19 protein-coding genes are annotated in these 23,199 nt (G+C 48.7%); 10 read left to right on the top strand and 9 right to left on the bottom strand.

The genetic code is table 11. From position 1 onward, the window contains the following. The first annotated feature begins 47 nt into the window (after positions 1-47). Entirely contained in the window at positions 48-632 is a 585-nt protein-coding gene (locus ACO0KV_RS04930; RefSeq protein WP_423040486.1) for an ATP-dependent Clp protease proteolytic subunit, read from the top strand. Between the two features lie 132 nt (positions 633-764). On the opposite strand, the gene ACO0KV_RS04925 is transcribed toward ACO0KV_RS04930, so the two are convergent. The 4 genes from ACO0KV_RS04925 to ACO0KV_RS04910 all read right to left on the bottom strand — a co-directional run bounded on the left by ACO0KV_RS04925 (position 765) and on the right by ACO0KV_RS04910 (position 7,184). Then, complete coding sequence (locus ACO0KV_RS04925; RefSeq protein ID WP_423040484.1) at positions 765-2,504, bottom strand: DUF2959 family protein; 1,740 nt, start codon at positions 2,502-2,504, stop codon at positions 765-767. Between the two features lie 79 nt (positions 2,505-2,583). Beyond that, the gene (locus ACO0KV_RS04920) at positions 2,584-4,188 is read right to left on the bottom strand and encodes a methyl-accepting chemotaxis protein (RefSeq protein ID WP_423040482.1); all 1,605 of its coding nucleotides are present in this window, start codon (positions 4,186-4,188) and stop codon (positions 2,584-2,586) included. Between the two features lie 311 nt (positions 4,189-4,499). After that, a complete protein-coding gene (locus ACO0KV_RS04915; protein ID WP_423040480.1) occupies positions 4,500-5,939 on the bottom strand; it encodes a metallophosphoesterase family protein in 1,440 nt (479 codons plus the stop codon). 99 nt (positions 5,940-6,038) lie between these two features. Further along, positions 6,039-7,184 (bottom strand): serine hydrolase domain-containing protein, encoded by a 1,146-nt coding sequence (locus ACO0KV_RS04910; protein ID WP_423040478.1) that lies wholly within the window; start codon positions 7,182-7,184, stop codon positions 6,039-6,041. A 162-nt stretch (positions 7,185-7,346) separates the two neighbouring features. Here ACO0KV_RS04910 and ACO0KV_RS04905 point away from each other — a divergent pair, with 162 nt between their 5' ends. The 5 genes from ACO0KV_RS04905 (at position 7,347) to ACO0KV_RS04885 (ending at position 13,661) form a co-directional block, all read left to right on the top strand. Next, positions 7,347-8,615 (top strand): glycerate kinase type-2 family protein, encoded by a 1,269-nt coding sequence (locus tag ACO0KV_RS04905; RefSeq protein ID WP_423040476.1) that lies wholly within the window; start codon positions 7,347-7,349, stop codon positions 8,613-8,615. Between the two features lie 266 nt (positions 8,616-8,881). Next, a complete protein-coding gene (locus ACO0KV_RS04900) occupies positions 8,882-10,438 on the top strand; it encodes an ABC transporter ATP-binding protein (RefSeq protein ID WP_423040474.1) in 1,557 nt (518 codons plus the stop codon). After that, entirely contained in the window at positions 10,404-11,498 is a 1,095-nt protein-coding gene (locus ACO0KV_RS04895; RefSeq protein WP_423040472.1) for an ABC transporter permease, read from the top strand. Before ACO0KV_RS04900 ends, ACO0KV_RS04895 begins: the two co-directional genes overlap by 35 nt. Before the next feature lie 5 nt (positions 11,499-11,503). Beyond that, positions 11,504-12,415, top strand: coding sequence for an ABC transporter permease (locus tag ACO0KV_RS04890; protein ID WP_423040470.1), 912 nt, complete (start codon positions 11,504-11,506; stop codon positions 12,413-12,415). A 118-nt stretch (positions 12,416-12,533) separates the two neighbouring features. Further along, a complete protein-coding gene (locus tag ACO0KV_RS04885) occupies positions 12,534-13,661 on the top strand; it encodes a BMP family ABC transporter substrate-binding protein (protein ID WP_423040468.1) in 1,128 nt (375 codons plus the stop codon). Between the two features lie 76 nt (positions 13,662-13,737). Here ACO0KV_RS04885 and ACO0KV_RS04880 read toward each other — a convergent pair whose 3' ends face one another. The 3 genes from ACO0KV_RS04880 to ACO0KV_RS04870 form a co-directional block, all read right to left on the bottom strand. Then, positions 13,738-14,664 (bottom strand): LysR family transcriptional regulator, encoded by a 927-nt coding sequence (locus ACO0KV_RS04880; protein WP_423040466.1) that lies wholly within the window; start codon positions 14,662-14,664, stop codon positions 13,738-13,740. Beyond that, positions 14,661-15,452, bottom strand: coding sequence for a class II glutamine amidotransferase (locus ACO0KV_RS04875; protein WP_423040464.1), 792 nt, complete (start codon positions 15,450-15,452; stop codon positions 14,661-14,663). Before ACO0KV_RS04875 ends, ACO0KV_RS04880 begins: the two co-directional genes overlap by 4 nt. Before the next feature lie 188 nt (positions 15,453-15,640). Further along, positions 15,641-16,339 carry an ArsR/SmtB family transcription factor gene (locus ACO0KV_RS04870; protein WP_186912409.1) on the bottom strand — a complete coding sequence of 233 codons (699 nt, stop codon included), beginning with the start codon at positions 16,337-16,339 and terminating at the stop codon, positions 15,641-15,643. A 76-nt stretch (positions 16,340-16,415) separates the two neighbouring features. Here ACO0KV_RS04870 and ACO0KV_RS04865 point away from each other — a divergent pair, with 76 nt between their 5' ends. The 4 genes from ACO0KV_RS04865 to ACO0KV_RS04850 all read left to right on the top strand — a co-directional run bounded on the left by ACO0KV_RS04865 (position 16,416) and on the right by ACO0KV_RS04850 (position 19,276). After that, complete coding sequence (locus ACO0KV_RS04865; protein ID WP_423040462.1) at positions 16,416-17,576, top strand: cytochrome P450; 1,161 nt, start codon at positions 16,416-16,418, stop codon at positions 17,574-17,576. Further along, on the top strand, positions 17,576-17,935 hold the full coding sequence (locus ACO0KV_RS04860; RefSeq protein WP_423040460.1) for an antibiotic biosynthesis monooxygenase family protein: 360 nt from the start codon (positions 17,576-17,578) through the stop codon (positions 17,933-17,935). Before ACO0KV_RS04865 ends, ACO0KV_RS04860 begins: the two co-directional genes overlap by 1 nt. 313 nt (positions 17,936-18,248) lie before the next feature. Further along, a complete protein-coding gene (locus ACO0KV_RS04855) occupies positions 18,249-18,551 on the top strand; it encodes a hypothetical protein (protein ID WP_423040458.1) in 303 nt (100 codons plus the stop codon). A gap of 14 nt (positions 18,552-18,565) precedes the next feature. Next, positions 18,566-19,276 carry a hypothetical protein gene (locus ACO0KV_RS04850; RefSeq protein WP_423040456.1) on the top strand — a complete coding sequence of 237 codons (711 nt, stop codon included), beginning with the start codon at positions 18,566-18,568 and terminating at the stop codon, positions 19,274-19,276. 553 nt (positions 19,277-19,829) lie between these two features. Here the strand turns inward: ACO0KV_RS04850 and mnmE are convergent. Further along, positions 19,830-21,236, bottom strand: a complete 1,407-nt coding sequence (gene mnmE / locus ACO0KV_RS04845) for a tRNA uridine-5-carboxymethylaminomethyl(34) synthesis GTPase MnmE (protein ID WP_423040454.1) — start codon at positions 21,234-21,236, stop codon at positions 19,830-19,832. Positions 21,237-21,426: 190 nt separating this feature from the next. Beyond that, positions 21,427-23,187, bottom strand: a complete 1,761-nt coding sequence (yidC, locus tag ACO0KV_RS04840) for a membrane protein insertase YidC (RefSeq protein ID WP_423040452.1) — start codon at positions 23,185-23,187, stop codon at positions 21,427-21,429. Between the last annotated feature and the right edge of the window lie 12 nt (positions 23,188-23,199).

The following is a 23,199-nucleotide window of genomic DNA, read 5'->3' as shown; positions in this document are numbered from 1 at the left end:
TACCTCGATTCTTTAACCACAACAACTTCATACAAAAAGCAAACTCTATGGCCGACGAAAAAGACAACGACAACATCGACGCAGCGCGTAGCCCTTTCTTGGAAGAGAAGGCATTCAAATCCCGCACGGTATTGGTGTTTGGCACGATCAACGACAAACTCGCGGCTGACGTCAGCAAGCGCCTAATCGCACTGGCTGCCGAATCCAAGGACCCTATCACTATCTTGGTATCGTCCCCTGGCGGCCATGTCGAGTCTGGCGATGTGATCCATGACATGATCAAATTCATCGATATTCCAGTCAATATGGTCGGCACTGGTTGGGTTGGTAGTGCCGCTGTGAGCGTTTTCTTGTCCGTTCCAAAAGAACGACGTGTTTGCTTGCCAAATACCCGCTTCCTGATCCATCAACCTAGCGGTGGCTGCGGCGGTCAAGCGACCGATATCGCGATTCAAGCACGTGAAATCGTCAAAGTGCGTGAACGCATCTCCGCCCTGATCGCACGTGAATCTGGCCAGACCCTCGAACGTGTCACGAATGATATCGATCGTGACTATTGGATGAGCGCCGAAGAAGCCAAAGAATATGGTCTGATCTCGCACACCATCGTCAAACAAAGCGAATTAAGCTGATTACACTGCCATCGTCGCCTATTGTTTGACATGAGAACACGCAGTACGCATGTCGCAGTGACAAAAAAGCAGCGGAAGAACACCTTCTCCCGCTGCTTTTTTTATGCTCACCAATAACGACGTGAGATCAAATCAAAACTCTTCCCAGTCGTCAGCAGTATTTGCTGTTGAAGCTCCATGACCTGCTTTTGAAGACTTGCTTTTTGAGGCTGGTTTCGGTAATGCTTTAGTCACCGATTGAGTACTCTTTGCTACAGTACCGGTCTTCGCGGCAGGCTTGACGAGAGGTCTTGACGGCGCTTGACGACTTTCAGTACTATGCGCTGCGTCAAGTTTAAACACACTCACTACTTCCGATAAATTTTGTGCCTGCTCCTGCAGGGATGTCGCAGCGGCCGCGGCTTGTTCCACCAACGCGGCGTTTTGCTGCGTGAGCGTGTCCATTTCTGTCACGGCATCGTTAATTTGTGAGATACCTGCACTTTGTTGCAGGCCTGCCGCGGTGATTTCGCTGATAATGTCGCTGACGCGTTTAACGCTCTCTACTACTTCACTCATCGTGCTACCCGCCTGATCGACCAAGCGCGAACCTTCAGATACTTTACTCACTGAGTCATTGATCAGCTCTTTGATTTCTTTCGCTGCACCAGCGGAACGCTGCGCTAGGTTACGCACTTCAGAGGCAACAACAGCAAAACCACGCCCCTGCTCACCCGCACGCGCCGCTTCCACCGCTGCATTCAAGGCCAGAATATTGGTTTGAAACGCGATGCCGTCAATGACGGCAATAATATCTACAATTTTTTTCGAGGATTCATTAATAGAACCCATCGTCGAGACCACTTGTGAAACAACATGCCCCCCGCGTTGCGCTACTTCTGACGCTGAATGTGATAACTGATTCGCCTGACGGGCATTATCTGCATTGTGTTGAATCGTTGAGGTAATTTCTTCCATCGACGATGCAGTTTCTTCCAGTGAACTCGCCTGATTTTCGGTACGATTCGATAAGTCCATATTGCCCTTGGCAATGTCTGCTGACGCATAGGTAATTTCGTCTGTCCCTTTACGCACCTGAGTCACGACCTTCATCAGACTATCGTTCATCTCTTTAAGCGCCTGCAATAGCATTCCTGTTTCATCATTGCTATCAACGTCAATATGAATGGTTAAGTCGCCCGCGGCCACCGTTTGTGCCACCTTGACTGCGTACTGCAACGGACGGGAGACAATCCCTGCAATCCAGAACGCAAGCATGAAACCGATGACAAGACTCACGACGATTAAAATCAAAATCAAATTACGTGAATGTTCGTAGATAACGATACCCGATTGATATGCTTTTATTCCGCCATCGGAATTAACAGTGACGAGCTTATCGACGAGTTCTCGCATATTGGTATTGAGCTTAGAGGATTCCCCGCGCATCAACGCAATCGCTTCCGCAGAGTTATTGGCCTTTTTTAACGCGATCATTTTGTCAGTAATTTGCAGATACGCGGTTTCAGCCTGGACATATTCCTCGTATAGTTTTCGCTCTTCGGGTTCGGAAATTAACGCTGAATATGCTGTCTTACTTTCTTTTAGGCCGGTCACAGCCTCTTTCACGCGATTTTCATATTTAGTAATTTCTTCTGGAGTTTCCGCGAATACCAGCTGTGCCTCTTGGGAGCGGATTCGCGAGAGCCTTTCCTTCACTCCCATCGCCGCTTTCACACTCGGCATCCAATTGGTGCCGAGTTCCGTCGCAGAATGATTGACGCTGGCTAATACATAGATCGAAAAAATACCAATGAACGCTGTCAATACCAAGAGTAGAACGAAGCCGACTAATAACTTAGCAGAAATTTTGAGGTTTTTAAAAAACATCATTTTTAACTCCATCATTGGTAGTGAGGTAATGAAAGTAACAGCAATTGAGACATAAAACGGATGCTGCTCAGGACCTGCGTCACTCCGCAAGACGAAGCTGAGGGGTAACTAGGTAGTGCGATTCATGCAATTTGTGATCAAGCTTAAAGATACTCACTACATGACTTAAATGGGCCGCTTGTTCTTGCAACGACGTTGCTGCTGCGGCGGCTTCCTCTACCAGCGCTGCATTTTTTTGCGTAATCTCGTCGATATGAATAATGGCATCATTGACTTGGTCTATCCCAGCATTTTGCTCCGTCGACGCCGAGGTAATGTCACTGATCACATCATTCACACGCTGTACACTCGTGACGACTTCGGTCATTGTTCTACCAGCCTCAGCGACCAGTTGCGTTCCCTCAGTGACCTGCATGACTGAATGATCAATCAGCACTTTAATTTCTTTCGCGGCACCTGCCGATCGTTGTGCCAGGTTTCGGACTTCAGACGCGACGACCGCAAAACCCCGTCCTTGTTCACCGGCTCGCGCCGCTTCAACCGCTGCATTTAACGCGAGAATATTCGTCTGGAAAGCGATGCCATCGATCACGGAAATAATATCGACAATCTTCTTAGACGACGCATTAATCGAGTTCATTGTATCAACCACGCGCGAGACAACATCCCCGCCTTTGAGCGCAATGGTGCTAGCGGACTGTGCTAACTGATTCGCCTGGCGAGCATTATCACTATTATGTTTTACAGTTGACGTCAGCTCTTCCATCGACGACGCTGTTTCCTCAAGTGACCCAGCCTGACTTTCAGTACGTACAGATAAGTCCATATTACCGCTAGCAATCTGCGTCGATGCAGTAGCAATCTCATCTGTCCCTTGTCGTACTTGGCGGACTACCGATAATAAATTGCCGTTCATTTCTTTTAGCGCTTGTAGCAATTGTCCTGTTTCGTCTTTCGTATCAACACGGATATCGACACTTAAGTCACCCCCAGCAACGGTTTTGGCAATACGTACTGCCGCTTGTAATGGCCTAGAGATCACCCGCGCAATCCATAATGCCAGAATCAATCCTAGGCTGACACTGACGAGCCAAAGCAATAGGATCAATACTCTGGACGATTTATAAATGTCGCTACTAGTTTGAAACGACGCCTTTCCCCCTTCGACATTGGCCTTAACGATCTCATCAGTAACCTCAAGAATCTGGCGGTTTAACTTGGACGAAGCACCACGTAGTGTCGCAATTGCGGCCTCTTTATCGCCGGCACGCGCTTGTTCACGCATTTTTTTTGATTCTGCCAAATACTGTTCCCGCAAGGTCTGGTAATTGGCAAAATATTTTTTTTCACCATCAGTTGAGATGAGTTTCAAATATTCCTGTTCATACCGCTTTAGCTCGAGAACGTAGTCATCAAACCGTTTTACGTAGTTGTCGATATTGGCAGAGTCGCCAGTGGATAACACGATTTGCATTTCTTGTGTCCGTAGACGAGACATGCGTTCTTTGATGTGCAAAGCAGCATTCACGCTCGGCATCCAGTTCGCCCCGAGGTCGACGGTGGTCTGATTAACGTGAGAGAGCTGATAGACGGAGAAAAAACCGAGGACGGTGGTCAATACCAATAAAACGATAAAGCCAAATAGGAGTTTTGATGCAATTCGTAGGTCGTAAAACAATTTCATGACATGCCCCAGAGAGATCCAGATATCAAAAAATGCTACAGGAACCGAACATCATGCGTAACTATACAACCTAATTACCGCTTTCATATGGCACACATCAGAAATGGGCAACAATTTAATTATTTCCAAAATGAAAATACTCCTCTGTGGGAAACACCATTTTCTACCATTCAGCTTTCAGCGTCAAATCGCCATTTATTGGTACGATTAACGCGGTATTTATGCGAAATTAACGTTGAAAACAAAAAACAGAGCACAAAGGGCTCTGTTTTTTTAAATAACACCAATACTAGCGAGTCCTGTCGATCACATCAGCTCCCAACGGTATGACATTGCGTACTTTTCTCTTGCATCTGGCATTCGGTAATCAGTTGTCCATGTTTGTTCCATGCCCGCACATTCCAGTAGTTCTGTTCACGTTCGAGCGTCATAAAACCAACATCGTTTGAATTACTAAAATACGCCAACTGTGCCGCCGGATACGGTGTCAAACTAGGGTCAACGGGTGTTTTCAGTGGGGTGTCGAGCGACGACCCACCGTTTCCCGAGACAAACTGTGTTGGGTAATCGTTCGAGAACGTCAACGCCTCAAACAAATGGACGTGCCCAGAGATCGCTACCTGAATCTTTGGCGAGAACAACCGCGCTGGATTCATCTCTTTCATGACGTCCTGCAATGCGACATTACCAGGCTTGACGTCCAATCCACCGCTCACTTTTTTCTCTACCGACACGCCCAGAATCGGGTGATGGTTAGTAAACAGATTAAAGTCGACCTGTGTTGCTAATTGATTCACCATCGTCATTTGGTCGACATAGATCTGCCGCGCAGGATCTTGCTTAGACAGGACTTTGTTAGGTACTTTTGACGAGTCAAAGACAATAAACTGTGCTGACTGACCTCCCACTGTCCCCAAAGGCACGGCATACGGCGCACTGTAGTCGCCAGTCATATCATTCTGATCAAGATTGCAATCACGCCCTGACTGTAAAGGACGGGGATCTAAAAAGCGCCACCAGCCCTGTCCGGCGCGGGTACAACTTTCATGATTGCCCCTGACCATTACCCATGGTGCCGCGTTTAATAATGCCTGAGCAGGGCTAAAAAAATCTGCTTGCCACGTATCCCAGCCATAGCCCCATGGGCTGCCAGCACATTCAGGGTGTCCGTCTGGGCAGGGATTTTCACGGTATTGATAATCGCCAACGTGTAAAACGAGGTCTGGTTTAAATGTCGCAGCAGTATCAATCATCGAACGAAATGCCCATTTTTCACCATCGTTACAGGGCTGAAAATAGTTGTCCGATGCCTTTAATCGACAGCCACTGTCACCAACCACAACAATCTTTTGCACCGTAGCTTTAGGTAAAGGTAACGCATGTCCCGCGATGCTTGCAGCGCTTGTTGATTTCGCCAGTGTGGCTTCGCACGTTAAGACGGGAAATGCCGAAGGCTTAGACGCTTCTGATTTGCTGGCTGTTTTTCGTTGTGCGACGGTGGCCGCCACTGCACGTACAGTCATCGTCTGCGCCACGCCATCTTGCACTAACGCTGGGCAAACGGTACCGGTCGTAATCGCCCGAGCGGTCGCCTGCCCTTGATCTCCCATGACAACCCATGACGCCTGCAATCCATTCGTACTGATGTCTTGACTGACCGCGGGCATTTTTTGCGGCGAGAGGTTGCTGCAGGCAGCAAGCGCCAGCACGCAGGTCATGATGCCTGCGCGACGTATCCGACATAAATTCAATTTAATTCTCCTGACATGACAATGAAGTCGAGGCTGCCATGGTATGCGACAAAAATGGCAGCAATATGAAACCGCGCTTAAAACTGCCGTATGATAACGTTAGCTAATCCCAACAGCCCGATACGCGGCACGTTTGAAATCAAATGAAAACGGATGCCAGAAGCTCATGAGTCTCTGCGTCATGAGCACACCAGCGATATTGTGGCGCGGCGAAATCCACCAATGCGTTCCAGCAATACCACCCCATTCAAATTCCCCCGTTGAACCAGGCGGATCGATGGATGATGGGGCCAGTGTGACAGCACCACCGTAACCAAATCCTTTTCCTGGCACATCACCAATGCCTGGAAAGCTGATGCCGGTTCCTTGCGGCAAGTGATTTTGCATCATCAGATGCTGGGTTTCTGGTTTCAATAATGAATCACCACCAACCATCAGGCTGCGCATTAAGGCGAGCATGTCGTGCATACTCGACACAAGCCCACCACCGCCCGACAAACGTGGGACGGGGGTCACAAACGCCCCCGGATAAGGTGATTTCTCTAAACGGCGTAAGCCACGTTTGAGAATATTATCAGGATCAGCGCCGCCATAATAAGCAGTCAGGCGATCGAGCTTGTCTTCCGGCACAAAGAAACTGGTATCGTCCATACCAAGAGGATTGAGAATACGTAAGCGAATAAATTGCTCAAAATTTCTACCACTCACGACTTCCACTACGCGAGACAGCACATCGGTCGCAATCGAATATTGCCATGCCGTCCCCGGATGAAAACTCAGCGGTAAGGGTTCTAACACCGTGATCATTTCTTCCAGCGTCTGGAACGCATTCAACACCCTGCGCTCGTTATAGGCTTTGTACATCATGCTGCCATGATCCAGCAGACCATAGCTGAGACCCGATGTATGGTTAAGCAATTGTCGGAGGGTAATCGAAGAGCGCGCTGGTTCAGTATCATCCAGACTCGTCGCATTGACTTTCAACACACGGCGGTGACCAAGTTGCGGCAGATAGTGTTCAACGGCATCGTCGAGGGCCAGCTTACCGTCATCCATCAACATCAGAATCGCGAGCGAAGTAATGAGTTTGGTATTGGAAAATATCCGGAATACATGATCATCGCGTAACAGAATATTGTTTTCTTTATCAGCCCATCCAACACAATGCTGATGAACCACGTCCTGTCCGACCAAGATTGCTGTTGATACGCCCGCCAAAACCTCGCGGTCAACGTATTTTTGCATTGATGAATTTACTTCACTGAAATCGTAAGTCATATCGTTTATGATCGTTTTAAAATGTAAATTGCTCCACGACGCGATGCAGTCGTGATCCTTCCACGGGAGCAGTATTGCGTCAGCCTTGTTATCACCATCTTACAACCACCATCTTACTACTGTGCCACTATGACCATCTCAAGCCCGCGTGATTTTTTGCTTTCGTTGTACCAGACAGCCGTTGATGCGGTGAGTGCTGACAAGTGTCTCCCGGCTTTTTTACCAACACCACCGACCAATGGGCGAACGATTGTGATTGGCGCTGGTAAAGCAGCGGCCGCCATGGCGCGTACCGTCGAACAACATTGGCAAGGAGAACTGTCAGGGCTGGTCGTCACCCGTTACGGACATGGCGCACCGTGCGACAACATCGAAGTCATCGAGGCTGCTCATCCTGTGCCAGATGCGGCTGGGCAACTAGCAGCGCAGCGTATCTTGCACATGGTACAAGGTTTAAGCGCCGATGATCTAGTGTTATGCCTGATTTCTGGCGGTGGCTCTGCCTTGCTTGCCTTGCCAGCGGAAGGCATCACGCTGGAACAAAAACAAGCCATCAACAAAGCGCTGCTCAAGAGTGGCGCAGCCATTGATGAAATGAATTGCGTCCGCAAACATTTATCTGCAATCAAAGGTGGACGCCTCGGCCTTGCCTGCGCACCAGCACGCGTCGTCACTTTGCTGATTTCTGATGTACCTGGTGATGATGCCAATATCATCGCCAGCGGTCCAACCCTGCCAGATGACAGTACCTGCGCTGATGCTTTAGCTATTTTGCAAAAATATGCGATTGCAGTGCCACCGAATGTGATCGACCATTTACAAAGTGGCCGTGGAGAAACTCCCGATTCAAGCGATCCGCGCTTTGCCCGTCATACGCATCACATTATCGCCACCGCCCAACATGCGCTGGATGCGGCCGCTTATGCCGCAGGGGTCGCTGGCATCAAGGCACATATCTTGTCGGATGGTATTGAAGGTGAAGCAAAAGATATTGGTGTAATGCATGCAGCGATTGCTCGACAAATCGCCCAAAAAGGACAACCATTCCAACGACCGTGCGTGATGTTATCGGGTGGTGAAACGACCGTGACCGTGCGCGGAAAAGGCCGCGGCGGACGTAATGCTGAATTTTTACTCAGCCTGACCATTGCATTGGATGGACAGCCTGGTATCTATGCGCTGGCCTGCGATACGGATGGCATTGATGGCTCAGAAGATAATGCTGGTGCCATTTGTGAACCCGACTCACTCCAACGCGCAGCAGAAAATCATTTATATCCAAAACTGATGTTGGAAAACAACGATGGCTACGGTTTTTTCTCAAACTTGGACAATTTGATTGTCAGCGGACCAACTCGCACCAACGTGAATGATTTCAGAGCAATTTTGATTTTGTGAATCTACCCCAGAGGGATTTATAATGCTGCCCGAATACTCAACATGCATATTTCATGATGATGTCGGCGCTGCAATCTCCCTAACCTGAGTTGTGGTCGCTGTTTTTGTGCTGGTCATCTTGCCAGGGATTGTTCACATATTTTTTAGAAACTCAAAAAAGTCTATGTCAACACACCCTAAGGGATCAGGTTTTTTCTGCTGCCCTCAGGCTTATTTTAAGCGTTCATGCTGCATTGAGCGCTTATATTCATGTTGGAAAGGTACACGTGACTTCTACTGCTTCACCGATATTGCCCAGATTAGCGCTTGCTGATATTTGTAAAAGCTACCCGTCGGTAGTGGCAAACGACCATATTAATCTCAGCGTCGCTCCTGGTGAAATCCATGCGGTGTTGGGTGAAAATGGCGCCGGCAAATCCACGTTAATGAAAATCATCTTTGGCGCGGTCAAGCCAGATGCTGGTCACGTCTATTGGAATGGTCAGGAGATCAGTATTGCTAACCCACAAGATGCGCGTAAGCTTGGCATCTCTATGGTGTTTCAACATTTTTCTCTGTTTGACACCCTCACCGTAGCTGAAAATATTGCGCTAGGTCTAGATGCCAACGTGGATATGACTGAACTGGCCGAGCAAATTCGCCAAACGGGTGCCAATTACGGCTTAGAGCTAGAACCGCATCGCCATGTGCATACGTTGTCCGTAGGTGAACGACAGCGGGTTGAAATCGTCCGCGCGCTTCTTACCCATCCACAATTATTGATTCTTGATGAACCAACATCGGTTCTGACTCCCCAGGCAGTACAAAAACTTTTTGTCACCTTACGCAAAATTGCCGCTGAAGGATGTAGCATTTTATACATCAGCCACAAGCTCGATGAAATCCGCGAATTGTGCCATTCAGCGACCGTCATGCGGATGGGTAAAGTGACCGGCCATTGCGATCCAGCGCAAGAAACGGCGGCCAGCCTATCACGTCTGATGATTGGTGACACAATTCCACAACACACACCAGACAAGCAGACGCAACCTGGCGCATCACGCTTACGCATAAAAAAACTCTCTCTGCCGAAAGCCCATGCTTTCGCCACCGCATTAGAAAATATCAATCTAGAATTGTTTGCCGGTGAAATCGTGGGTATCGCTGGCGTCTCAGGCAATGGACAACAAGAATTATTAGCTGCCCTATCTGGTGAAGACCGCCGTCCTGAAGCACAGATGATCACTTTAAAAGGTCAGCCAGTAGGCAATCGTGGCCCGAACGCCCGACGCGACTTGGGTCAGAGTCTGGTGCCGGAAGAACGCCTGGGGCGTGGTGCGGTGCCAGAACTCAGTCTGACTGACAACATGCTGCTGTCTGAGCAAAAAGCGCCGTTTGTGCGTCATGGCATGATAAATTTTAAACACACGATTCAGGCAGCGAGCGAGATCATCAGCCGTTTCCGCGTCAAAGCATCAGGACCAGCAGCACTGGCACGCAGCCTATCTGGCGGGAATTTGCAAAAATTCATTGTCGGACGCGAGATCATGCGTGAGCCAGACGTGTTCATCGTGGCGCAACCAACTTGGGGGGTGGACGTCGGTGCGGCAGCGCAAATTCATGCGGAGATCCACAAGTTGAAACAAGCGGGATGCGCGGTGCTGGTGATTTCTGAAGAGCTCGATGAATTATTTGAATTATGTGATCGCATGCATGTGATCGCCAAAGGCCGTTTGTCGCCATCGATCGCGACCGAACTGGCCAGCAGAGAACAGATAGGATTGTGGATGAGTGGTTTATGGAACGTCAATGCAAGCAACCAGGTCGAGGTTGTGCATGTTTAAACTTGAATTACGTCCGGCATCGTCCCGCACCATGGCGTATTTATCGCCGGCATTAGCATTACTACTGACGATTTTCTTTGGTGGCCTGGTGTTTCTGGCGCTGGGAAAAAATCCGTTGGTTGGCCTAGAAGTCTTTTTGATCGAGCCGATACGAAGTGCGTCTGCCGTTGCCGAACTGCTCATGAAAACCACGCCCCTCGTCCTTTGCGCACTCGGTTTATCTATTTGTTACCGCGCCAATGTCTGGAACATCGGTGCGGAAGGTCAACTGATCGCCGGTGGGTTGGCAGCGGGTTCTACGATCTTATTTTTTGATAATGGCGCTTCCACGTTGTCTCCAGGCGTTGTATTGGTACTGGCAACACTGGCTGGTGTGATTGGTGGCAGCGTATGGGCATCCATCACCGCTTTGTTAAAAGATAGATTTCACGCCAATGAGATTCTGGTGTCGCTGATGCTGACCTATATCGCCCAGTTGTTGCTGATGTATGCGGTCAATGGTCCGTTGAAAGATCCGAACGGCATGAATTTTCCGCAATCAAAAATGTTCTCGAACGAGTATTTGCTGCCGCATTTGATGACGGGTAGCCGCTTGCATATTGGTTTTGTGGTCATGCTCGTTGCCAGTCTGATCATGGCCGTGTTTGTGTACCGGAGTTTTGCTGGATACCGTTTAACCGTTGGTGGCCTTGCACCACTGGCTGCGCGCTATGCGGGATTCTCTAGCCGCAAGGCCTTGTGGACGTCATTGCTGATTTCCGGTGGTTTTGCTGGCATGGCGGGGGCATTCGAAGTGGCGGGGCCGATCGGTCAGGTATTGCCATCGATTTCGCCAGGCTATGGGTTTGCTGCGATTATCGTCGCCTTTATCGGCCGCCTCAACCCGATCGGCAGTATTTTTGGTGGTCTGGTGTTATCGCTGTTTTACCTCGGTGGCGAACTGGCGCAATCCCGTCTAGGCTTACCGTCCGCCATCACTGGCCTGTTTCAAGGTATGTTGCTGTTCCTGCTGCTGGCTTGCGACACGCTGATTAATTACCGCCTCCGTTGGAAGAAATAAGTATCATGGAAAATTTTGCAGCTCTTATCGCCGCCTCCATCAATTCTGGTACACCATTACTGATCGCCGCCCTCGGTCTGTTGATCAATGAGCGCGCAGGCGTGCTCAATCTTGGTGCGGAAGGCATGATGTTAGTCGCCGCGATCGTCGGTTTCGCCGTTGCCCATCAGACGAATGTGCCAGCGCTTGGCTTTCTGGCTGGTGCGGTAGCAGGGATGCTGATGGCAAGTCTATTCGCATGGCTGGCATTAGTCTTAGCAACAAATCAGGTTGCCACGGGTCTCGCGCTATCGATTTTTGGTACTGGATTATCCGCCTTCATCGGGCAATCTTTTGTCGGGCAATCATTAGTGCCTGGCAGCCACGGCATTCCTGGTCTAGTCGACATTCCTTTTTTAGGCAAAGCTATTTTTGGTCAACACTGGGTGGTCTATTTCAGTCTGACATTATGCGCTGGAATCGTCTGGTTTCTGTATCGTACCCGCGCTGGTCTAGTTTTGCGTGCCATTGGTGAGTCGCCGGAATCAGCCCATGCATTGGGTTATCCTGTACGTAAAATCCGTTATCTTGCGCTGCTCTTCAGCGGCGCTTGCTGCGGTATTGCTGGTGCCTACTTATCCATTGTCTATACGCCCATGTGGGTTGAAGGTTTGGTGGCGGGGCGTGGCTGGATTGCGCTGGCTCTGACGACCTTCGCTACTTGGCGTCCGGCACGGGTCTTGCTGGGTGCATTGTTGTTTGGGAGTGTGACGATATTGCAATTCTATTTCCAGTCGATCGGCATTGCGATTCCATCTCAAATTTTGTCGATGCTGCCTTATGTGGCGACCATTGTTGTCTTGGTGCTCATTTCGCGCAATCCAGACTGGATACGACTCAATATGCCAGCGTCACTAGGTAAGCCGTTCCGCCCGTGAGCGATCAGGCAAACGCATTGTTTGTTGTCAACATCTGCTTCACTAGCTTCAGATCTGACAGATTCAACGTAAGTTAAGTTTAAAAAACCATTTTTTTGTTCACCGAAGGAAACTGATAATGAAAATTTCCCGTAGAAAAACCCTGGTAGCAGCCATCTCCCTGGCAGTCCTCGGTCTGGCCGCATGTGGTAAAAAAGAAGAAGCCAAACCAGAAGTTGCCGCAGCACCTGCAAGTACTGCCGAGCCATTAAAGGTAGGCTTTATTTATGTCGGTCCTGTCGGTGATGCAGGCTGGACGTTTGCGCACGATGCTGCACGCAAACAAGTCGAAGCAAAGTTTGGTGATAAAGTAAAAACAACCTTTGTTGAAAACGTCCCAGAAAGCGCTGCCGATGCAGAACGTGTGATCCGTGACTTAGCAAGTCAAGGCAATAAGATCATCTTCGGTACTACTTTCGGTTATATGGAAGCCATTCTGAAAGTGGCTAAAGATTTTCCAGATGTAAAATTTGAACATGCTACCGGCTACAAAACAGCGGACAACGTCGCGCAATATGACGTCCGTACCTACGAAGGTGCTTACCTCGCAGGTGTGGCGGCTGGCAAACTGAGCAAATCTGGCAAACTAGGTATCGTTGCTTCCGTACCTATTCCAGAAGTACTGCGTAACATCAACTCCTTTGAACTCGGTGCACGCAGCGTTAATCCAAAGGCAACGACCAAAGTCGTCTGGGTAAACAAATGGTTTGATCCCGGCAAGGAACGTGAGGCAGCAACGACGCTGGTTGGTCAGGGCGTTGATGTGCTGATGCAAAATACCGACTCAGCAGCGGTCGTACAAACTGCGGAAGAAAAAAATGTACTGGCTTTCGGCTGGGATAGCGACATGACCAAATTTGGTCCAAAAGCACACGTCGCCGCATCAACGATTGACTGGAGTGGCTACTACATCCAACGCGTGACTGATGTCATGGAAGGTAAATGGAAATCCGGCTTCACCTGGTGGGGTCTGAAAGAAAACATGATTGATCTGAAGTACTTCAATGCGAACGTATCAGATGATGTCAAAAAACTCATCGCTGAACGTCGTCAAGGTGTCATCGACGGTACGGCACCAATCTGGAAAGGTCCTTTGAAAGACAATACAGGTAAAGAAGTATTGGGCAAAGATGTCGTCGCTGATGACAAATTCTTGCATGAAATCAAATTCTACGTTGAAGGCGTAGAGGGCAAAGTACCAGGCTAATTGTCGTCAGTTGCCATCAAAAAACCTCGCGCTTCTCTCACGAAGTCGCGAGGTTTTTTTTGAGTTGGAACCTTTTTTAGGCAAGTACTTCGCCAGCAGCCTCGGCAACAATTCTACGTAACCACTGAACTTCTGCCGCCGCATGGACGCGCTCATGCCACAGCATAAAAAAGCGCATTTTGGGCATTGTCATTGGCATCGGTAAAATTTCAATTGGCCAGTCTTTCGCACACTGCACAGCAAAACTACGGCTCGTGGTAAACACGAGATCCGTTTTCGACAGCACGTAGGGCACCATCCCAAGGTATGGTATTGTCATCTGAATTTTACGCTTGAGTCCCTGTTCTGCCAGCGTGCCGTCGATAATGCTGCGATGGCCCATCATGTAGGGCGTTGGCGCTAGGTGAGACATCTCAAGATAATATTTCAACGACAAACCCTTACCAACCACCGGATGTTTGCGGTTCACCATACAGACGACTTCGTCTTCAAACAATTGTGCAATATGCAAATGGTTAGGCAAATCAGGCCAATTGCCAATCACGCAATCGAGCTCACCCGTTTCGAGAGCGGCTGCATAATCAAACCCCGCATTTAATGCATGGATCACTAACCCTGCATTGGGTGCCAGCTCACGTACTTTTTCCATCACCATCGGAATGAGCAACACACTGAGGTAATCAGGGGCACCCAGATGAAAAACGCGTTGCGTGGTAGCTGGGACAAAAGCTGGTGCTGGACTAGCGATGCTTTCCATGACGCTCAAGCCCTGACTGGCTAGCAACAGGAGTTCCTGACCACGCGCAGTAGCCGTCATCCCGTTCTTACCACGAACCAAAATGGCATCGCCGGTAATATCGCGTAAGCGTTTGAGCATATTACTGATTGCCGGTTGCGACTGCCCTAACTTCATGGCAGTACGCGTCACGCTGCGCTCAGTCAGCAACGTATGCAATACACGTAATAAATTGGTATCGAGCTGGTCAATCTGACGTGTACTCATGGCGCCTCCGTACAGGCGTCAAATGTCACCACATCGCCATCGACAAAGACCATCAACTGCCTTGGAGCGAACTGCGTCCAGATTTCATTATTCGTCAGCGGTTCGGTCACAATCACCGCCACTTTATCATTCGGTGTTGTCACCGTCGAAAAGTCGACGGTGACCTGCTCATCCGATAAATTCGCGACCGGAAAAGGATGCTGCCTGACGATGTAATGCAATTTTGTTGAACAATGCGCAAATAACGCCTCACCATTCGACAACATCATATTGAAAGTACCAAATGCGGCAATCTCAGCTGTAATGTTGCGCATAAATTCAGCAAGTTCAGACATCGCTGGCAGCGTCTCGCCAAATCGACCACGCATCTGTTGCAATAAATAACAAAAGGCCAACTCACTATCCGTGGTGCCAACCGGTAAAAAACTACCGTTTAATGCCGGCGCAAAATTTTTCAGATCACCATTGTGAGCAAATACCCAGTAACGCCCCCAGCATTCACGCACAAACGGATGACAGTTTTCCAACATCACCTCACCTTGTGTGGCTTTACGGATATGGGCAATGACGTTTTTCGATTTAATCGGATAACGTTTGATCAGATCGGCAACAGGTGAACTGACCGCTGGCTGATGATCAACAAATAAGCGTACGCCACTGCCTTCAAAAAAGGCAATGCCCCAGCCATCTTTATGCTCGTCAGTGAGACCGCCGCGCGTAGAAAATCCCGTAAAACTGAACACGATGTCCGTCGGGATATTGCAATTCATTCCAAGTAATTGACACATGATGCAAAACGTAAAAATAAGTGCCCATACCTTAACATAGGCAGCTACGATTTTGATATTTACCATGCGGAAAAAACAGCGAAAACAGAGTACAGTCGGGCAGGTACAACCCGCCATTTTCAGCCGCACAAAGATCCGCGCGGGCTGCACCCGACCTACTTGATGGCGTTCTCAAGGGCATTCGACCGTCAAATAACAATCGCAAAATGCCTTTGAAACTGCTTTTTCCCCTCCCGCGTCAGACTCAGGGCACGACTATCGAGATCACGTTCCAGCCATTTATGCTTCAGACTCAACGCGAGTAAGGCAGCACCTAAAGCGCCACCCAAATGCGGACGCCGTTCGCTCCAGTCCAGACAAGTACATGCAAAGCGGCGGCGCGACTGGCGCGTCAGATCAACATCAATGCCCAAGTTAGTCAGTGCCTGCTCACCAGCCTGGCTTAATTCATAAACGCTGTTATCTTGCTGGTCGCCGACCAGCCAGGTTTGTTGTACGCAAGAATCATGTAATTTCACCGCCAGCTCTCCCGCCATATGATCGTAACAAGTACGCGCATGGCGTAAGCGCGGCGGAGTTGAGGGTTTAAAACGTGGCTGCGGTGCACCGGCGATCGCCAGCAAAGATTCAAGCGCCGTGGCAACTTCGCTGCTACCAAGCTGGTAGTAACGATGTTTACCCTGAGCAATCACTTGTACCAATTGCTGCTCTTTGAGTTTTGCCAGATGCACGCTCGCGGTTGACGTACCTATCTCAGCGATTGCGGCCAACTCTGTGCCAGTGCGCGCATGCCCATCCATCAAGCTGCATAACATGCGCGCTCGCGCTGGTTCTGCAATGGCGGCGGCCAGTCGGGCTAAACGGGTGTCGGCAAAATCTGCATCCATAGTTTGATAGACAACGAAGTGTGATTGATCATTTGTCCGTATTCTGCACCTGAAAAAGAATTATGCCAAAGGAAAAATGATGAACACCATGGACTTACTTAGTGCGGCTTACCATCCAACTGCAAATGAATTTTATAGTCACTTACTAAAACAACCAGGTCTGTCCTACGACAAGCAGCATCAACTCTGGATTGCCGCGCGAGCACAAGACATAGAGGAAATTTTAGCCTCACCCGATTGCGCCGTGCGTCCTATCGGTGAGGCAGTGCCATTGGCGCTACAAGGAACTAGCGCTGGCGAGGTTTTTTCTTTGTTAATTCGGATGAATGAAGGCGATGCCCATCATTGTGGGAAAATGGTTATGCAGCAGTGTCTGAGGGTATTTGAATCGATTCAGCTACATCAAACGAGCAAACTTGCGTCAGAGTTAAATTTTGAAGAGGCAAATGCACTCAATCATTTTGCTCAACGCTTACCTCTGTACACCGTTGCAAGCCTGCTCGGTTTTGAACCAAAGACATTGCCTTTAATCACTGATGCGATCAGTCAATTTGTGCTCTGCCTGTCACCACTGAGCGGCACGACAGAGATTGAAAGCGCAAGTAGAGCTGCACAAACTTTACTCACTGAATTCCATATGTTGGTACAGACACAAACTGTAAAACCGAACAGCCTTATTGCGCAAATACAAACGAGGGCAAAAGAGCTAGGATGGAATAATGCTAATGCCATTCTCTGCAATCTGATTGGCTTGTTATCCCAAACCTATGAAGCAAGTAGCGGATTGATCAGCAACGCGCTGACTTGCTTAATTCAATATCCTGATCTGCGCGAGCAATTATCGCAACAGCCCAAAATAATTCCCGCTTTTGTCACTGAGGCATGCCGCTTGCATTCCCCTGTTCAAAATACACGCCGCTTTGTCATCTCGGATACCGTCGTTGCGGGCATCCATCTGCGTGCTGGAGAAAGAATCTTGTTATTACTAGCCGCGGCGAATATTGATCCGGCAATCCATGTACAGCCACTTGAATTTGATATTGCGCGAGCAAATCATCGCCTTTACAGCTTTGGTTCTGGTCGTCATGCCTGCCCGGGAACGGCGATCGCATTGGCGATTTCACATAGCGCGATTGAAGTTTTATTGGCTCAACACATTGCATGGGAGCAGTTGAACTGGCGCTACCGGCGCTCGTTGAATGGCCGCCTGCCGGAATTTTTTACCAAGGAAAATTAATGATTGCCGTCATTTTTGAAGTGCAAATGGAAGAGCTGCATCGTCCCGATTATCTACGTATCGCCGCCAGTCTGGCTGACGAATTGCGTACCATCGATGGCTTTATCTCGATTGAACGTTTTCAAAGTTTGCAGTCCACCGACAAGTTATTATCTTTATCGTTCTGGCGCGATGAAGATGCGGTGAAAGTCTGGCGAAATACAGAACACCACAGAGCCGCACAAAGTGCCGGACGCGATTCAATATTCTCACAATACCGGCTACGTATTGCCAGCGTAGATAGAGACTACGGTATGTATGACAGAAAGCAAGCACCTGATGATAGTCAGTTTTTTCATGGTCATAGAGAGGAGTCGTGAAGGAATAAATTTTAGTACTGTAGACTGGCTACAACCCGTTCCGCCCCAGCCTTCTGTTCATTTGAAAACTTCTTTTTATCTTATACAACACTCACAGAGTGCCTGACATCACGAGATTAGGATGGGTGATTTTAGCAACAAAAAAAAACTTTAGAAATCGCGGTTTATGTTGAAAATCAGTGCCTTCCAAATTACGATTCTCAAATTCAAATAGTTGCCAATTTGAAAAATTATAAAACGATTGATCTTAGTTAAACAGAGATATTGTTTCTTCCGGGTACTAAAAGAATAAACAATAAAGGATATGTTATCGATGAATAAACATAAAATTGCCGTCGTGTTTTATACTTTAATGAGTACGAGTTTTGCGTACGCCGATCAAGGTGATGAAATATGCTTTCCACTTTATAAAGCAACGGGAGCAATCCCGGGAACATCAGAATGCCAATCGCTTGCCAATACCGCAAGAGTGGGAATGGGGACATTTTTTTGCACCTCTGAGCCAGACAGAATTGAAAGATACTGTCTGCCAAAATGTTCAGTTCCCCCCTTGGCTCCGGTCACAGCGGCAGCGGATGCATATGAGAATGGCCACTTCACCGTGGTGGATTGGTAACTTATCAATATAAAGTGACAAATCTCGGATCAAAACCAATTAATGCCGTGACGATAGGCTGGAATCCAGATGCACCAGCGGTAGAACTGAGTGAACCACCCACCTCCCTGTCTAAGTCTTTTTGGCTTTCGCCCGACAAGACAAGTTCTCCCGTCGGTTGGGGCGCGGCAGTTCGGTATTCCGACGAAAGTCCGAAGTTCTCAATTGAGTGGATTGAGGGTAATAAAGAACTTCAAATTCATCCAAGAGCTGGAAATGTAACGGGTACGCCTACTCCAACAAAGCAAGCAAATTTATTACCTCCGGGTAAAATTTGGGATACATTTTCAATTACCTTAGAAAAAGATGACCCCGGATATGTCAAGGGTCATGCAACCGTTTCTATTGGTGACGGCATAGTTACTGTTCCTATAAAAAAAGGCGACACCACTCCTCCATCTGTCTCGGCGTCCATTTTACAAGTCACACATCCTGATCCGACAACCAGCATACTCAGCTTTTCTGTTAGTGCGACTGATAACTATGATGTAGCACCGACGATTATTTTAGAATCAGTTAAATCAGACAAGCAGTTGCCCCAGGGTGACGTTAAAGCTCAAGTTGGCTCTGATGTGCGAACTGTGGTGTTGAAAAATGTTAGCGGACGTAAGTATTACGTTACTTTTTCTGCTACCGACGCATCCGGAAACAAAGGAAGAAAAACGCTGACCTTTGTCTGTCCGTAATGTTCAAAATATGATGCGGCCCAAACATACGCAAGCGAGGTTTTGCGGAGCGTTGTTCTTGGTTGCGCATTGCGTAGGGCGGGTGCAACCCGCCCTGATACGATTAAGTCTCCGCACCCAAGGCAATATCGCTTTTGATTTTCTCCGCTTAACTAAAGCAATTCAAAGCAATTCGTGCTTCACGGAAAACGGATCAGAAAGTGTCGTTGTCTGAGCGCAGCGAGTTTCGACACTTTCCCATTTTACGTTACACACGAATTTTGCCGACACGCAGTGACGGCACCCGCAGGGCAAAGTCTCAGCGTCGCCTTTCTTTTGCTTACTTCGCTTTGGCGAAGCAAAGAAAAGTAAGTGGCTGCCGGGCCACACCCGGCTTGGCTCTACGAAGAGCGATCGTTTTACACATTAAAAAGGGTTCAAAATTAACGCAAAAAGGAGTGGCATCAGGATTGACTTGGATAACAGCGCGTAGGATACGTGCAACCCGCCATTTTCAGCCGCCCAAAGATAGGCGCAGATTGTACCCGCTCCACACAATACGATTTGCCGCGCTTTATTTCCCAATACAAAACCGCGAGAAAATCACACCCAGCAAGTCGTCCGAAGAAAACTCACCGGTGATGCTATTGAGTCTGTCTTGGGTCAGGCGTAATTCTTCCGCAAACAGATCCAGCGACTGATCGTTTTGCGCGGCGTATTCTGCGGCGGTTTGCAGATGTTCGTGCGCGTGTTTGAGGGCAATCAGATGACGCTCACGCGCGAGGTAAAGCGACTCACCGGTTTGTTCCCAGCCTGCGATGCGCAATAATTCCTGGCGCAGCAAATCAATACCAACATGATCTTGTGCAGACAGATAGATATGCGTTGCATCTGCCATCTGATCGACACTTGCGTGGTGACCAGAGATGTCGATTTTGTTCCAGACACGAATAACAGGAACCCCTCCCGGAAAGCGCGCAACGATCGCCTCATCGGCGCGCGTCGGGCCACGGCTAGCATCGAGCAGGTGCAGAATCACATCGGCTTTTTCCACTTCGGCCCAGGTTCGCTCGATACCAATGCGTTCTACCGTATCGATCACATTGACGATGCCACCCGGTTCCACATCGTCGTGCTCGTGACGGATGCCAGCAGTGTCGATGATGTTGAGTGGAATACCTTCAATATGAATTGTCTCAGTGACTTTATCGCGGGTGGTCCCAGCGATCGGCGTGACAATTGCGACGTCATCACCTGCTAGTGCATTAAGCAAAGACGATTTACCGACGTTCGGCTGACCAGCCAAGACGACGTTCAAACCAGCCCGTAACAACGCGCCTTGCGAGGCTTGCTCAAATACCTTTTGCAGCGCGGTTTGGATCACCGTCAACTGCCCGCGTGCGTTGGATTTTTCCAGGAAGTCGATTTCTTCTTCAGGAAAATCTAACGTCGCCTCAACTAGCATTCGCAGATTCACGACCTTATCGACCAGATCATGAATAACTCTGGAGAAAGCACCAGATAACGATTGCGACGCCGATTTTGCCGCAGCTTCGGTAGAGGCTTCGATCAGATCAGACACCGCTTCGGCCTGTGCAAGGTCGAGCTTATCGTTCAAAAATGCCCGTTGCGTAAATTCACCTGGTTCAGCCAAACGCAAACCTGCGTCTTTGCCGGCTTCAAGGCAGCGGCTTAAGAGCATTTGCATGACCACTGGACCACCGTGCCCTTGTAACTCCAGCACGTCTTCACCGGTATACGAATGCGGCGCCTTAAAGTAAATCGCAATGCCCTGATCAATCATTGTCCCATCTTGTTGAGTAAATGGGAGATAGCTGGCATGGCGTGGCTTGAACTGCATGTCACCAAATAACGCGACAATCACAGACGCAAGATTTTTACCGGAAATGCGGACGACACCGATACCTCCGCGTCCGGGGGCGGTGGCAATCGCTGCGATGGGGATAGGGTCGTAGATCATGTTGAAATTTTAACTTTGCTTGCACGATCAACGTGCGGATATCTAGGCGTGCTTGTGACAAAAATACGACAAAACAACTTCGTCGTGGCACTCTTTATGTATAAAAAAAGCCCGCACGCTGCGGGCTTAGGCTCGAGCTTAGGCTCGGGCGTTGTCTTTTCGGGAGCATCGCTGCTCCCGAATTTCAAGCTTAAGCCTTTACTTTGTGCTCTGGCGGGATCAATTTGTTATTGATCACCCATTGCTGGCCAATCGACAGAATGTTGTTCACTACCCAGTAGAGTACCAGACCGGATGGGAAGAAGAAGAACATCACTGAGAATGCCAATGGCATAAACATCATCATCTTGGCTTGCATTGGATCTGCAGGCGCAGGATTCAATTTAGTCGTAATGAACATCGAAATCGCGTAAATTACAGGCAAAATGAACAGTGGATCTGGCGAAGTCAAATCAGTGATCCAACCCATCCATGGTGCACCACGCATTTCAACGCTGGCTTGCAATACCCAGTACAAGGACAAGAACACCGGCATCTGAATCAGGATAGGGAAGCAGCCACCGAGTGGATTGATCTTCTCGGTTTTGTATAACTCCATCATCGCTTGATTCATTTTTTGCGGATCGTTTTTGTAACGTTCACGTACCGCTTGCATCTTCGGTGTCACGACCTTCATTTTTGCCATACTGCGATAACCAGCAGCAGACAATGGGAACAATGCCAGTTTGATCGAAATCGTGAAGACAACAATCGTCCAACCCCAGTTACCGATCAGACCATGGATAAAGCTCATCAGACCAAACAATGGTTTAGCAATGATCGCCAGAATGCCGTAGTCTTTGACCAATTCGAGACCTGGAGCGATTTTTTCCAAAACAGCGGTCGATTGTGGACCTGTGTACAGCTTGGCATCAGCATCTTTACTTGCACCAGGAGCAATGCTACCTAACTGCAATACAGTGCTGACTGCATAAATGTTGTCACGCACTTTTTCGGTACGGAATTCGCGCATCCCTTTGTCTTGCGGAACAAATGCAGACACAAAGAAATGTTGAATAACAGCGACCCATCCATTGTCTGCCGACTTAGCGTGGGCGTTGTTGCTACTACCTGGTTGCTCTTCTTCAGCTTTGCGGATTTTTTCAAATTCCAGCTTCTGGAAGTGTTCCGATTCTGTATACACCGCTGGTGCGTAGAATTCGGATGGGCCAGTAAACATCGAACCGCCTTCAGGTTTCGTGCCGTCATGAATCAGTTGCAGGTACAACGCTGGTGTAATCGCTGCGCCAGTGTTGTTCGTCACTGTATGTTTAACGTCAATGGCGTAATCACCTTTTTTGAAGGTGAAGGTTTTTGTCAGTTTGACGCCGCCTTGTTCAGAAACCAGCACCAACTGCACGCTATCGCTACCGTCTAAACTACGCTTACCAGGTTGCGCTACGAAAGTAGACTTATGATTTGGATAAGCAGCATTGGCTAAACCAGTTTGCGCGAGGTAGGTACGTGCATTGCTTTCATCAAACAGTACGACATTTTTATCGCTTTGCTGTTTTGCGCGTAAGCCGACTGCTTCTAAGAATGGCTCGTAGAAATGCTCTGGCTTAGGATGATCTTTGTATTGCAGCAATTCCAGACGCTTAACTTCACCGCCCAGGGTATCAATATCTGCTTTGATCACGTCAGTGGTGATCGTAATGCGCTCAGTCTTGACCGCAACGGCCGCCGCATCGCCGTTCACAGACGTAGTTACTGCACCGTTGGCAGTGCCCGCTGCAGGGACTACCGCATTCGTTGCCGTCGTCGCTGTCGTTGACTTGGCATCTTTTACTTGTTGCGTTGCCGCAGCAGGAAAAAACATAGACGACTTGCCGTTATGGCGCATCCAGTTGTCCCACAGAAGCAAGAGCGACATGGAAAAAATAACCCACAGGACGGTACGTTTGATATCCATTTTATCCATTTG

The sequence above is a fragment of the Undibacterium sp. RuRC25W genome, from assembly GCF_049339825.1.
Taxonomy (GTDB): domain Bacteria; phylum Pseudomonadota; class Gammaproteobacteria; order Burkholderiales; family Burkholderiaceae_D; genus Undibacterium.
Note: the sequence above shows the minus strand (reverse complement) of the source record. Positions and strands in the feature narration are given on the sequence as shown.

Excerpts from the sequence above, each read along its gene's own strand:
- ACO0KV_RS04860 (WP_423040460.1), top strand. The coding sequence starts at position 17,576 with ATGATTGCCGTCATTTTTGAAGTGCAAATGGAAGAGCTGCATCGTCCC.
- ACO0KV_RS04905 (WP_423040476.1), top strand. The coding sequence starts at position 7,347 with ATGACCATCTCAAGCCCGCGTGATTTTTTGCTTTCGTTGTACCAGACA.
- ACO0KV_RS04910 (WP_423040478.1), bottom strand. The coding sequence starts at position 7,184 with ATGCAAAAATACGTTGACCGCGAGGTTTTGGCGGGCGTATCAACAGCA.
- ACO0KV_RS04925 (WP_423040484.1), bottom strand. The coding sequence starts at position 2,504 with ATGATGTTTTTTAAAAACCTCAAAATTTCTGCTAAGTTATTAGTCGGC.
- yidC (WP_423040452.1), bottom strand. The coding sequence starts at position 23,187 with ATGGATATCAAACGTACCGTCCTGTGGGTTATTTTTTCCATGTCGCTC.
- ACO0KV_RS04890 (WP_423040470.1), top strand. The coding sequence starts at position 11,504 with ATGGAAAATTTTGCAGCTCTTATCGCCGCCTCCATCAATTCTGGTACA.
- ACO0KV_RS04855 (WP_423040458.1), top strand. The coding sequence starts at position 18,249 with ATGAATAAACATAAAATTGCCGTCGTGTTTTATACTTTAATGAGTACG.
- ACO0KV_RS04870 (WP_186912409.1), bottom strand. The coding sequence starts at position 16,339 with ATGGATGCAGATTTTGCCGACACCCGTTTAGCCCGACTGGCCGCCGCC.
- ACO0KV_RS04930 (WP_423040486.1), top strand. The coding sequence starts at position 48 with ATGGCCGACGAAAAAGACAACGACAACATCGACGCAGCGCGTAGCCCT.
- ACO0KV_RS04865 (WP_423040462.1), top strand. The coding sequence starts at position 16,416 with ATGATGAACACCATGGACTTACTTAGTGCGGCTTACCATCCAACTGCA.
- ACO0KV_RS04875 (WP_423040464.1), bottom strand. The coding sequence starts at position 15,452 with ATGTGTCAATTACTTGGAATGAATTGCAATATCCCGACGGACATCGTG.
- ACO0KV_RS04885 (WP_423040468.1), top strand. The coding sequence starts at position 12,534 with ATGAAAATTTCCCGTAGAAAAACCCTGGTAGCAGCCATCTCCCTGGCA.
- ACO0KV_RS04880 (WP_423040466.1), bottom strand. The coding sequence starts at position 14,664 with ATGAGTACACGTCAGATTGACCAGCTCGATACCAATTTATTACGTGTA.
- ACO0KV_RS04920 (WP_423040482.1), bottom strand. The coding sequence starts at position 4,188 with ATGAAATTGTTTTACGACCTACGAATTGCATCAAAACTCCTATTTGGC.
- ACO0KV_RS04895 (WP_423040472.1), top strand. The coding sequence starts at position 10,404 with ATGCAAGCAACCAGGTCGAGGTTGTGCATGTTTAAACTTGAATTACGT.
- mnmE (WP_423040454.1), bottom strand. The coding sequence starts at position 21,236 with ATGATCTACGACCCTATCCCCATCGCAGCGATTGCCACCGCCCCCGGA.